The organism is Tolumonas lignilytica, from assembly GCF_000527035.1.
In the GTDB taxonomy this organism is placed as follows: Bacteria; Pseudomonadota; Gammaproteobacteria; order Enterobacterales; family Aeromonadaceae; genus Tolumonas; species Tolumonas lignilytica.
The window spans coordinates 1,327,429-1,339,799 of record NZ_AZUK01000001.1 but is presented as its reverse complement, the minus strand read 5'-3'; the positions used below and the strand labels follow the sequence as shown (position 1 = coordinate 1,339,799).

Annotated in this window: 8 protein-coding genes; all 8 read left to right on the top strand. The window is 42.6% G+C overall.

All coding sequences use genetic code 11. From position 1 onward, the window contains the following. Positions 1–201: 201 nt before the first annotated feature. The 8 genes from glmU to H027_RS0106305 all read left to right on the top strand — a co-directional run bounded on the left by glmU (position 202) and on the right by H027_RS0106305 (position 12,261). Positions 202–1,566: a bifunctional UDP-N-acetylglucosamine diphosphorylase/glucosamine-1-phosphate N-acetyltransferase GlmU gene (gene glmU / locus H027_RS0106340; RefSeq protein ID WP_024871647.1), complete on the top strand. Its 1,365-nt coding sequence runs from the start codon at positions 202–204 to the stop codon at positions 1,564–1,566. Between the two features lie 128 nt (positions 1,567–1,694). After that, complete coding sequence (locus tag H027_RS0106335) at positions 1,695–2,468, top strand: DeoR/GlpR family DNA-binding transcription regulator (RefSeq protein WP_024871646.1); 774 nt, start codon at positions 1,695–1,697, stop codon at positions 2,466–2,468. An 18-nt stretch (positions 2,469–2,486) separates the two neighbouring features. Then, a complete protein-coding gene (gene glmS, locus H027_RS0106330; protein WP_024871645.1) occupies positions 2,487–4,322 on the top strand; it encodes a glutamine--fructose-6-phosphate transaminase (isomerizing) in 1,836 nt (611 codons plus the stop codon). Between the two features lie 142 nt (positions 4,323–4,464). Continuing rightward, positions 4,465–5,331 carry a TnsA endonuclease N-terminal domain-containing protein gene (locus H027_RS0106325; protein ID WP_024871644.1) on the top strand — a complete coding sequence of 289 codons (867 nt, stop codon included), beginning with the start codon at positions 4,465–4,467 and terminating at the stop codon, positions 5,329–5,331. Then, positions 5,318–7,426 (top strand): Mu transposase C-terminal domain-containing protein, encoded by a 2,109-nt coding sequence (locus H027_RS0106320; protein ID WP_024871643.1) that lies wholly within the window; start codon positions 5,318–5,320, stop codon positions 7,424–7,426. The genes H027_RS0106325 and H027_RS0106320 overlap by 14 nt, the downstream gene beginning before the upstream one ends. Beyond that, positions 7,419–9,068, top strand: coding sequence for an ATP-binding protein (locus H027_RS0106315; RefSeq protein WP_024871642.1), 1,650 nt, complete (start codon positions 7,419–7,421; stop codon positions 9,066–9,068). The genes H027_RS0106320 and H027_RS0106315 overlap by 8 nt, the downstream gene beginning before the upstream one ends. Before the next feature lie 2 nt (positions 9,069–9,070). Further along, entirely contained in the window at positions 9,071–10,603 is a 1,533-nt protein-coding gene (locus H027_RS0106310) for a TnsD family Tn7-like transposition protein (RefSeq protein WP_024871641.1), read from the top strand. A gap of 17 nt (positions 10,604–10,620) precedes the next feature. After that, complete coding sequence (locus tag H027_RS0106305) at positions 10,621–12,261, top strand: hypothetical protein (RefSeq protein WP_024871640.1); 1,641 nt, start codon at positions 10,621–10,623, stop codon at positions 12,259–12,261. Positions 12,262–12,371: the final 110 nt, after the last annotated feature.

Below are 12,371 nucleotides of genomic sequence, written 5' to 3'. Positions count from 1 at the left end.
CGGATGTCTCCTCTATTGCGCAAAATGTTTCCCCGTCAATTCCGGACCAGCGCACAGATAAAATATGACAGGGTTAATATTGTTTGCGTGGCACAGCTTTTGATTGATTGCGTTCTATCGGAATGATGAGGGTGAATATTTTGTCCGAAATCTTTCGTTTTCTTCTAGAATAGCGGGCATCTGTTCTAATTGAGGTTCGTTATGTCTCTGCATGTTGTTGTTCTGGCCGCGGGTAAAGGCACCCGTATGCGTTCTTCGTTACCCAAGGTGCTGCATCCGATTGCCGGACGTCCCATGGTCAGTCATGTCATTGAGACGGCGCACGCCCTGAATGCGGAAAAAATACATCTGGTTTACGGCCACGGTGGCGAGGTCATGCAGGCACGCTTGAGCGACGCATCGGTTGAGTGGGTGTTGCAAGCCGAACAATTAGGCACCGGTCATGCAGTGGCACAGGCCATGCCATCTATTCCTGATGATGCAAATGTGCTGGTGTTATATGGCGACACGCCCCTGATTCATGTCGCAACCTTGCAGGCATTACTGAGCATCCAGCCGGCGAATGGCATTGGCCTTCTGACCGTGACACTGGCAAATCCCACCGGATATGGCCGCATCCTGCGTACCAATGAGCAGGTGGTAGGGATCGTAGAACAAAAAGATGCCACACCAGAACAGTTAGCTATTCAAGAAGTGAACACCGGCGTGCTGGTCGCTCCGGCGAAGCAGTTAAAGCAATGGCTGGGTGGTTTAACCAATCAAAATGCACAGGCGGAATATTATCTGACCGACATCATTGCTGCAGCGCATCGGTCAGGCAGTCTGATCCAAACGGCACAACCGGTATGTGCGCAAGAGGTTGAAGGGGCGAATAACCGTGTACAACTGGCGCAACTGGAACGTTTCTACCAGAAACGGGCCGCAGAGCAGTTGATGCTGGACGGCGTTACCTTCCTTGATCCCGCGCGTTTTGATCTTCGGGGCACGTTGGTGTGTGGCGAGGATGTGGTGCTGGATGTCAATGTCATTATTGAAGGTCAGGTGACCTTAGGGCACCGTGTGCAGATCGGTGCCGGTTGCGTGCTGAAAGACTGCCAGATTGCCGATGACAGCATCATCAGTCCCTATTCTGTGATCGAAAGTTCTACCTTGGCGGAAGGTTGTACGGTCGGTCCATTTGCCCGCCTGCGTCCTGGCGCCGAATTGGCAGCCCAAGCGCACGTCGGCAACTTTGTGGAGCTGAAAAATGCCAAATTGGGCTTAGGCTCCAAAGCCGGTCATCTCTCATATCTGGGCGATAGCGAAATTGGCGCGAATGTAAACATTGGTGCAGGCACTATCACCTGTAATTATGACGGGGCGAACAAACACAAAACCATTATCGAAGATGATGTTTTTGTCGGTTCTGACACACAACTGGTTGCGCCGGTACGTATCGCCAAAGGCGCGACGTTAGCTGCAGGTTCCACTATTACTCAGGATGTCGGCGAAGCCGAACTGGTGTTGACGCGCGTTCGTCAGCACCATGTGACTGGCTGGCAACGTCCGGTTAAAAAGAAAAAATAGAAGCGAATGATGCTGAACCAAGCCCGCCATGTTGCGGGCTTTTTTGTGTTTAAAAAACGCGATAGATGACTTGAACTTTCTTTTTGTAAGAATATACTGCACATTAAATTTCGAATCGAAACTTAATAATGATTAAGCGAAACACACAACAACGCCGACATGCCATTATTTCGCTGCTAAATGAGCAGGGAGAGGTCAGTGTTGAAGATTTATCTCAGCGTTTTGAAACATCCGAGGTCACCATCCGCAAGGATCTGGCCGAACTGGAACGCAGTGGGGTGTTATTGCGCCGCTATGGCGGGGCGATCCCGCTGCCCTCTGAGATTTTGGCGGAAGAGGTACCCGAAAAAGTTTCTAATCGAAAGAGTGCGATTGCACAAGCTGCCGTACAGCATATCCGCGATCATAATCGCATCATTATTGATAGCGGCAGTACCACGGGGGCGATGATCCCGTTGCTGGCAACGAAACGGGGATTGGTAGTGATGACGAATTCGTTGAGTGTTGCCCAATCGCTGCGTGAATTAGAAAACGAACCGACGTTATTAATGACCGGCGGCACCTGGGATCCGCACTCTGAAGCTTTTCAGGGGCAAGTCGCGGAACAGGTGCTGCGTTCTTATGATTTTGATCAGTTATTTGTAGGGGCAGACGGTGTTGATCCTGCCCGCGGAACGACTACTTTTAATGAACTGGTAGGCTTGTCGCGGGTGATGGCAGAGGTCGCCCGAGAAGTCATCGTATTAGTGGATTCAGAAAAATTCGGTCGTCGTATTCCTAACCTGGAGTTGCCATGGAGTGCGATAGATACCCTGATCACCGACGATGGGATCGGAGATGAATTGAAACAACAAATTGAACAGCATGGCGTACAGGTGATTTGTGCGTCAGTCGCGGGCTAATTCTGGAGAAGAATAGATATGTGTGGGATTGTTGGTGCCGTAGCACAGCGTGATATTGCAGAAATTCTGGTAGAAGGTTTACGTCGCTTGGAATATCGCGGTTATGACTCCGCGGGGGTGGCGATCATTAGCCCAAGCGGAGAGCTGCAACGTGTTCGTCGCTTAGGCAAAGTGCAGGAGTTGGCCTGTGCGTTGGAAGAGAAACCTTTAGCCGGGGGGATCGGTATTGCCCACACGCGCTGGGCGACGCACGGTGAACCCTCAGAAATTAATGCGCATCCGCATGTATCGCATGGTGATCTGGCGGTGGTACACAATGGCATCATTGAAAACCATGAAGAATTACGCGTGAAGCTACAAGGGCTGGGTTATGAGTTCGTATCACAGACCGACACAGAAGTAATTGTTCATCTGGTCCATCATTACCTGAAAACATCAGACAGTTTATTGCAGGCATTGCAAACTGCGGTGAAAGAACTGCGCGGTGCCTACGGCACCGTGATCATGGATCGTCGTGATCCTTCACGGCTGGTGGTGGCCCGCTCCGGTTCTCCGCTGGTGATTGGCCGTGGACTGGGTGAAAACTTTATCGCCTCTGACCAGCTGGCGCTGTTACCTGTGACCCGTCGTTTTATGTTTCTGGAAGAAGGTGATGTTGCTGAAGTCACACGTCGGGGAGTGACAATTTTCAACCATGCTGGTCAGAGGGTCGAACGCGCGGAAATTGAATCGGAATTGTCGCACGATGCCGGTGATAAAGGGCATTATCGCCATTACATGCAGAAAGAAATTTATGAGCAACCTCAAGCCATTCTGAATACGTTAGAAGGCCGTCTGGTCGGCAATCATATTATGCCCGAATCTTTCGGTACTCATGCCCGTGAGATTTTTGAAAAGGTCAAGCATGTACAAATCGTGGCCTGCGGTACTTCATATCATTCCGGTATGGTTGCCCGTTACTGGTTTGAATCTCTGGCGGGTGTCTCCTGCAACATCGAGATTGCTTCCGAGTTCCGTTACCGCAAATCGGTTGTCCATCCGAACAGCCTGATCATTACTCTGTCTCAGTCCGGTGAAACTGCAGACACATTGGCCGCCTTGCGGTTAGCCAAAGAGATGGGTTACATGGCGAGTCTGACGCTATGTAACGTTCCCGGTTCCTCTCTGGTTCGTGAGTCTGATCTGGCGTTCATGACCCGTGCTGGTGCAGAAATTGGCGTTGCCTCGACGAAAGCCTTTACAACCCAATTAACAGGTCTGTTGATGTTGGTGACGGCTATTGGTCGTTGTAATGGTCAGATCAGCGAAACAGACGAACATTGTGTCGTCAGTGCGTTGCAGGCATTGCCTTCCCAGATAGAACAGGCACTTAAGCTGGATAAGCAAATTGAGCCTTTGGCGGAGCAGTTTGCCAACAAACAACACAGCCTGTTTTTGGGGCGCGGTGATCAGTACCCTATCGCGATGGAAGGTGCACTGAAACTCAAAGAGATCAGCTATATTCATGCCGAAGCGTATGCGGCTGGTGAGTTGAAGCATGGCCCATTGGCATTGATCGACAGTGAAATGCCGATCATCGTTGTTGCACCAAATAATGAACTGTTGGAAAAATTGAAGTCAAATGTGGAAGAAGTTCGTGCACGCGGTGGCTTGTTATACGTGTTTGCTGACCGTGCCGCCGGTTTTTCCAGTGATGAAACCATGCGCGTCATGCCGATGGACAGCGTAGCGGACATCATTGCACCAATTGTGTACACCATTCCGATGCAATTACTGGCGTATCACGTTGCGCTAATCAAGGGCACTGATGTGGATCAGCCGCGCAATTTGGCGAAGTCCGTCACTGTCGAATGATGACGTAAATAAAAACATAAGTAAATGTAAGGTGACAAAAAAGTATCACACTTACAAAAAAGTATCATACTAAGCAAAAAAGTATCATACTTTTAATTATCCAAGCTATGCTGAATAAATAGGCATAGCTTGGATATTGAAAATGAAGCAATCACCTGCGTTTCTTAGTCCACAGCCAAGACAAATACTTGAGCTGCTTGAACCTGCCATCGTCAAACGCCTTCAAAATGAGAAAAGAGGTCAAGGAATTGGTAAGCATTACAAGCCATTCTTGACAGTTCAGGATGTTCCAAGCAAAGGGCGAATTCATCGCCGACCTTCACTTACCCATAATCGTATCGTTCATCTACTTTCAGATCTTGAGCTGGCAGCTTTTTTACTTTTTGATTGGCAAAAGTCAGTTATAGATATCAGGGAACAATTTCCTCTTAATCCTGAAATTACGATAGACATAGCCAAGCGATTGGGAATTAAACATCCTGCTTATAACGGGGTAATTCAAGTAATGACAACGGATTTACTTGTTGATTTTAATCTTAATGGTCAGCATTCAACACAAGCCGTTTCAGTTAAATATTCTCAAGATTTAGAAGATGAACGAACAATTGAAAAATTGGAGTTAGAACGGCGATTTTGGGAGAAAGAAGATATCGAATGGTTTGTTTTCACAGAGCACGAGGTTCCAGTTATTTGCGTAAAAAACATACGTTGGTTAGCCCCCCATATACATAGTTACGATCTTGATGAGTCTGAAAGAACACGAGTATTTGAAAATATCCTTCATGTTTTGGATGCAGCGCCAGAAGAAAAAATCTCAGTTTTACTTAGTCAGTTGGATCGGCAGCAAGGTCTAGAACTTGGCTCCAATTTACAGTATTTCAGACATCTAGCTGCACAAAGTGCTTTTCAGTGGGATATGCAAAGCTACTTACATTCGAGTTTGAAAGCAAAGGATGTAACACCATCAGTTTATTGGCTCAAAAAGGATGTTGAATATGTTCATGCCTAATGATGTTTTTTCATGGGGTGAGAAACGAATCCGCATTTTATGGGTTAATCAGCAAGCCATTTTTTGGATTGATATTGACGATGATCGCGCATTACCTCAGCTTGCCAAAAAATCTGATTTCGAACACTTAGTCGCTCGGTATGACTTAAAACGAATATCTGATCCATGTATAAATTTTAGTATGGCATCGCCCAAGATTGGTTCAAAAGCGGAAGAAGTACAAGAGAAAGCTTGGGATGCAATAGGCGCTATAGTTAAAGTTGAGCCAGATATTTATCAACGAAGAACACGAGGTGAGCTATTTAATCGAGCATTGTCTCAATCTGGAGTAACCAAGCAGACTGTATATCGATGGCTTAGACGCTATTGGCAGTTTGGCATGTGCAAAAATGCTCTCAGTGCTCGGTATGATCTGTGCGGTGGTGCAGGGAAAGCTAAAAAGTTTGAAGATAAACGTAATGGTCGTCCTCGTACTTATCTAACTGCTGGGCAAGGTGTCCCAGTTACTGAACAAATTAAATCTCTTTTTCGTGTTGTGATTGAAAAAAGTCTTCTGAATGAAGGCAAATATGAATTTGATTATGCCTATAACCAATTGCTTATTGCCTATGGTGTGGCGCTTCCATGTAGAGAAGAAGATTTAATTGATGTACCTACTGAACGGCAATTTGGTTATTTCTACAAAAAGGAATATTCATCTATCGAAATTACCAAAAAAAGAGAAGGTGAAATTAATTATTTGAAAGACTTTAGACCTAATCTTGGTACATCAACAGCAGAAGTTCCTGGCCCTGGATATTTATATCAAATTGACGCCACGATTGCTGATGTCTACTTAGTTTCGGAACAAAACCGAGAGGATATTATTGGTCGCCCAACTATTTATTTTGTTGTTGATGTTTTTAGCCGTTCTATCGTCGGAATGTACATTGGCTTAGAGAATCCATCTTGGGTTAGTGCGATGGAAGCTTTAAGTAACGCAATGGCTGACAAGGTGGAGTATTGCGCTGCATATGGTATTGAGATCACTTCGGATATGTGGCCTATGCAGGGATTACCAGAAAATATTATAGGTGATAAAGGTGAAATGCTTGGTCGTCATGTTGAAGTGCTAAGTAAAGCATTTCATGTTGATATTCAAAATACCCCATCTTATAGAGCTGATTGGAAAGGTGTTGTAGAACGCTATTTCCGTACAGTTCAAACAAAAATGAAACCCTTTGTTGAAGGATATGTAACTAAAGCTGCTATAGGGAAAAAACGTCATGGGAATGATTATCGTAAGGATGGAATATTAACATTAAAAGAATTCACTCAGATGATGATTCGAATTGTTCTTTTTTATAACAACGACCATATAAATAAGACCTATGACATTGATACTGATATTCCTAAAGGGCTTCCAGCAAATCCTCTTACACTCTGGAATTGGGGTATCGAATATCGAACTGGTCTACTTAGACGACCAGATTCTCAATTAGTGAGAGTAAATTTATTACCTCATACAACAGCTACAATTACTGAATACGGATTGAAGTTGTTTGGATGTTACTACAGTTGCAAAGAAGCGCTAGATTGGGGCTGGTTTGAAGGTAATTATCGGGGGCCAAAATCCGTAACGGTTGCATATGATATGTATTCTACTAATACGATATTCTTAAGACCATCAGACTCTTACGCCGATTTTATACCTGCAAATATCACCTCTCGAAGTCGGGCTTTTGCAAATATAACTGTTTGGGAATTGTGGCTTGCTCGTGATATTAAAAATACAACTGCTGCAACGTCAAAATTAAAAGCCAGAGCAGGTTCAGTCAACCTCGTAAGTGAATTGGACAAGATTGCGAGTGAAGCGAAAAATCAACAGCCTAAGTATACCAAAGCTGAAAAAGCACAAAGAGTAAAAGGTATTGCTGATAATAAGCGGAAGGAGCGGCAGTATGAGAGGGGCAAAAAGACGGGAAGTAGTGATGAAGCTCGGCCTGATGATGAAATCACTGTAATTCCTATTCATGGGGCAAAGCTTACCCAGAAAAGCTTTAAGTTACCGACAAGATTAAAAGATCTTCTTAAAGAGGATGGCTCAGATGAATGACAATGCTGATACTCATTATCCTGAAGCTGATTATAAAGATCAGGGATTGCCCGAATACAATGACAATCCACTGATCGCTGCATTACCGATCATTATGGAGCCTGTCGTTGTTGCGAAAGCTTTGACAAAGAGACCTACCTATCATCCGGCTGAATTAAATCTGCCAAGTCATATACGAACACATGCAATCAATCGACTAACGAGAGATTTTTTTGTGCCTCAAACAAATCATATTGTTGTTGAACAAAAAATTTCAAAACTTATTCGTGCTGGTTATCTCAACCGAAATCCAAAAACGGCCACATTTAAACGTAAATTGAATGCAATCAGGGGATTAGTCCAAAAGGAAGATCTAACTGCTTATATTCATGATGAAGTTGACTCTCCTGCATCATCCATGACGATAGCGGGTATATCCGGTGCAGGAAAATCGACAACAATAAATCTAGTGCTGAATTCTTATCCTAGAGTAATTTATCACCCTGAATATCATTTGCTTCAAGTCCCGTGGTTGAAAGTAGATTGCCCTCATGACGGATCACTATCAGATTTTTGCCTTAGTTTTTTCATCGCTTTAGGACGACGTTTAAATATTGATTACAGAGCAAAATATGCTTCTGGTCGGCCCACTATTGGTAAAATGATGGCTGATGTCGCAGATCTCTGCCTTATTCATGCTGTGGGACTCATCGTCATCGATGAGTTTCAACACATGAATCTTGCAAAAAGTGGCGGTGAAAAGAAAATGATCAATTTTCTTGTCACATTGGTAAATGTTGTTGAAGTTTCCATTGTCTTGATTGGAACACCAAAAGCGTTAAGGCTTTTCACGAGTGAATTCCGGCAAGCTCGTCGTGCTAGTGGCGATGGCAGTATCGTTTGGGATCGCCTGCCATTTGACGAAAGTTGGGAGGATTTTCTAACAGAACTTTGGCCTTATCAATGGCTTAATAATAAAGTTGATAGAGATGAAAAGTTAACTCATAAACTGTACGAACTGAGTCAAGGGATACCTGACATCGTCGTGAAGTTGTTTTGTTTGGCACAAGCAAGAGCAATTTTGCTTGCTGAATCCCCGGAAGATGAAATGTTATCTGTGGAACTGTTAGATGATGTTTTTGATGACGAATTTTCAATTGTGCAGCCAATGCTGATAGCGTTAAAAAATGGCGATAAAGCGCAAGTAGAGACGTGCAACGATCTTATTTTCCCCGCATTAGAAAAAAGTGTGATTAATGCATTCAATCAACTGGTTTCTAAACCACTCAAACAACCAAAATCAATTGAGCTGGGAGAACCAGTCGAAACGAGTATTGCAAACTCAGCAATCAGCACAATGGTTTCTATGGGGATTGCTGAAGATATAGCTCAACCACTGGTTATTGATGCATTAGCTAGAGACCCCCACCTTCAACTAATACACCTGATTCAGCTTGTAACAACATCTCTTACTCAAGTTGCCACAAAAGATAAAGTTGCCACAAAAAATAGTGACAATGTTGTTTATACCAACCGTAGTAGTTGGTCGCAGCTAGCAGGTGGGGATTTGAGAAAAATATATTCCGAAAAAACAGGCTCGCAGTATGAAGCGTTACTTGAAAGGCAATTAATTTATCCAGTAGCGGAATTATTGGCAGGCTAAATATGCTGACTTATTTTCCTGTGCCTTATGAAGATGAACTTCTCTATAGTTGTGTAGCTCGCTATGCTTTGCATACTGGTCAAGCAGATAATCAAAAAGCTGTTATTAGAGATATTTTTGGTATTGGAACCGCCGTTGCTATACCCGATATTCCCAGTCATTTGCAGGATCTATCTCGGAATGTTAGCCGTGTGTGGAAGACTAACGTCAATCAACTGATTGCTGAATTTACTTTAGCGCCTTTGTATTTTCCGTTTTTATCAGAAATGCAAGTGAGGCAAACAATATCCTCTATGGCTTCAAAAGAGGGTGGCAAAATACATACAAGAATGGGGCTTGTTGCAAGCAGTATCCAGCCTCCGACTTATTTTCGTTTTTGCCCCAAATGTTTGGAGGAACAAAAAAGAATACTAGGTGAATGTTACTGGCTTCGTAAACATCAGTTACCGAGTATTGATGTTTGTATTAAACACAACTGTAAGCTAGAAAATTCAAACGTTTACTTTCATCCAAAGCAAAAACATCATTTTCATTCTGCGATAAAGGAATGTCAGCCATGTACAGCTCAAGCCATCGAAGTGAATAAAGATGAACGCAGATTAATTGAGTTTCACGAGCAATTATTAATGAACCCTATTCTTCAAGGGTTTGGGCCTAATCGTTGGTCATTGTTTTATCAAAGTCTTGCCAAAGATCTCGGCTTTGTGCATAAAAACAGGGTGCAGCATCACGATATCAATTTGTTTTTAAGGAAAAAATGGGGCAATTCTCGATTTAACGTCTATTTAGACGAAGATAATAGCAATGATTGGATAACTAATTTATTCCGAAAGCACAGAAAGTCATTTCATCCTATCCGACATTTAATGGTCACATCAGTATTGATGCCGGAACGTACTTTATCTGAGGTTCTCGATCTGGTGGCAAAACTACCAACGGAACGTATTGAACCGGTCAAAATCACTGTACCGACAGACATGCCTGCTGTTCAAATTAAGTCACACAGAGATGAATGGAATAAATTAATAGAAGATAACCCAGCTTGGGGAGTAAAAAAAATCCGCACCTTGTCTTCTGGAAGTCGAGTATATGCGTGGTTATATCGAAACGATGGTGACTGGCTTATGTTCAATTCCCCAAAGGAAGATAAATCTACCATGCGAAGAAAAGTGGTAGATTATCAAGATTGGGATTCAAAAAATGTAATCAATTTAGAAGCTATATATGCTGAACTAGTTCAATCAAAAGAGCGTCCTCGATTAACTCAGAGTTATTTGGTCAAGCAATTACCAAGAGCCAATTCAATACAAAAGCATCTCATTGACCTTCCCCAAACGAAACAATGGTTAGATTCACATGCGGAGTGTCTAGATGATTACATCATTCTTCGTTTGAATACCGCATACAGAATTATCATCGAGAAAAATGTAGAGGTAAAGCGTTGGCGATTGATCAGAATTGCCAATATTCGTGAGGAATTAATCACAAATAGAATTGAAAATGAGATACAACTATTAGAAAACAAAGGGAAATAATGGAACGGACATAGGAAATGGATGAGATAGGAATTCAAAATATACCAGAAGATTCCAAATTACTCATGCTTGGTGACTGGTTTAGAAAACCGGGTGAGGATTGGCAAGTTGTTTGCTATTTTTTCAATAATCAACAGGGTAATTTTCGGAAAGCTCTTCCTATCGATTTTTTGCCGACTCTTGTAGCAGGAAATCATTTTCCAAGAAAATTACTAGATAACAAAGTTCAAGGATACACAGGTTCATTCCAGTTGCCTAAACTTTCTGAATGGGAAAAATGTCACTTCCGCGATCTGCCAAAAACATTGCATAGGGCTAACAAGTTTTATGACCAATTAGAAAACTGTGTCATTTATAAAATTAAAGATGGAGGTAAGACTTATTGGATTCCATCTAGTGAACTTGCTCGTATATTATTTTTCCATTCGTCAGAAGTGACGAGAGCTGCTGTTTACCAGGGAAATATTCTGCAATTAGGTAAGGCAACCCACACAGATTGGATCGGAGAAATTGAATTATCAGAGAACCTGCCTGCACGATATTTAAACAGTCTTCAATTCAGAAAGTTTTTTACTTGGTTGTTTTTTGTTCCTGACGCTGAACAAAGTTTTAATTCTATTTTTTCTCTACTCAATCGTCCCTCAATCGCTATTGATGGTACGAAAAGATGGTCTTTCGATTTTCTACCGCCTGATATTAGTAGTTGCATCATCAACTATGCTGGTTTTACTGGAACTGATTTAGAGAAAAATCAGATTTTTGTCCGTGAAATCCGTTCTATTTCTGGTGTATGTGCGCCTGCGCTTGAAACTGTCTACTTTTCACATCCAGATGATGATATTTCTCTACAAAATGATGTTGAAGGTAAGAATAATTCAGGTCTTCAGCAATCACCTGTTCATATTAAAGCACTTACAAGTTCTGGAAGTTCTGCATCGCATAAAAGAAGACATTTCATCAAAGTTAATAGCACTGGCTTTAATTTTGACATTGATCCTGACATGAGAAGAAGTCCTCGTCATATCAAAGGATTACCGTCAGGAATACAACCTAATTTAGATGAACTTGAAGAACAACCAGCAGAAGAGCTGGCTAGCCTACTAGAGAGATCTGACCACGGTGTCGGTGTTCGTGCGGATGTCGATAATTTCGATCCCCCAGATTTAATCAGTGCTCCCGAAAAAATACTATTTTTTCAAAAAATGCTTCAGAAGCTTGAAGCAGATAAAGGTTGGAGCATTCAATTTCAACTTGGTGATGTGCCACAAAAACAATGTCGGAGTTTACATTTGATCGATGGGCGTCCTAGACGGTATTGCCATGTTGTTCTTGAGCGAGACGACTCTACAACAATACAGATTCTTGAAATTGAACTTACAATACGAAAGACCAAAAAAGAGCAGCAAGAGTATGAAAGCCTTTCTACATTTTTTTTCCGAGCAAATGATGAGACAGCCACATATCAAAATATTCTAGATGAGCTAATGACTTGCTATCTTGATGATGGACTAAATGCGATGAGCTGGAAAAGGAAATACAACTCAAAACATACGATTAAATGTGCTTATCTTGGTCATCCAGATAGTAATGTCGAAAATGAGAACGATGCTTTGGAATCTTGGGTATCTCGTGCGGCTACTCTAATCAAGAGTCTTTAAATGTGTGGTTGAAGTTTTTATGAACGTTTGAAGCTTAGAACCGCAAGAATGATGACGGCTCCGCTTGGCCCAAGCACTTCAATCGGTACAATATTAACGAATTAAGACGT

Bases quoted from the DNA above. Each gene is read 5' to 3' on its own strand.
- glmU (WP_024871647.1), top strand. From the start codon at position 202: ATGTCTCTGCATGTTGTTGTTCTGGCCGCGGGTAAAGGCACCCGTATG.
- H027_RS0106335 (WP_024871646.1), top strand. From the start codon at position 1,695: ATGATTAAGCGAAACACACAACAACGCCGACATGCCATTATTTCGCTG.
- glmS (WP_024871645.1), top strand. From the start codon at position 2,487: ATGTGTGGGATTGTTGGTGCCGTAGCACAGCGTGATATTGCAGAAATT.
- H027_RS0106325 (WP_024871644.1), top strand. From the start codon at position 4,465: ATGAAGCAATCACCTGCGTTTCTTAGTCCACAGCCAAGACAAATACTT.
- H027_RS0106320 (WP_024871643.1), top strand. From the start codon at position 5,318: ATGTTCATGCCTAATGATGTTTTTTCATGGGGTGAGAAACGAATCCGC.
- H027_RS0106315 (WP_024871642.1), top strand. From the start codon at position 7,419: ATGAATGACAATGCTGATACTCATTATCCTGAAGCTGATTATAAAGAT.
- H027_RS0106310 (WP_024871641.1), top strand. From the start codon at position 9,071: ATGCTGACTTATTTTCCTGTGCCTTATGAAGATGAACTTCTCTATAGT.
- H027_RS0106305 (WP_024871640.1), top strand. From the start codon at position 10,621: ATGGATGAGATAGGAATTCAAAATATACCAGAAGATTCCAAATTACTC.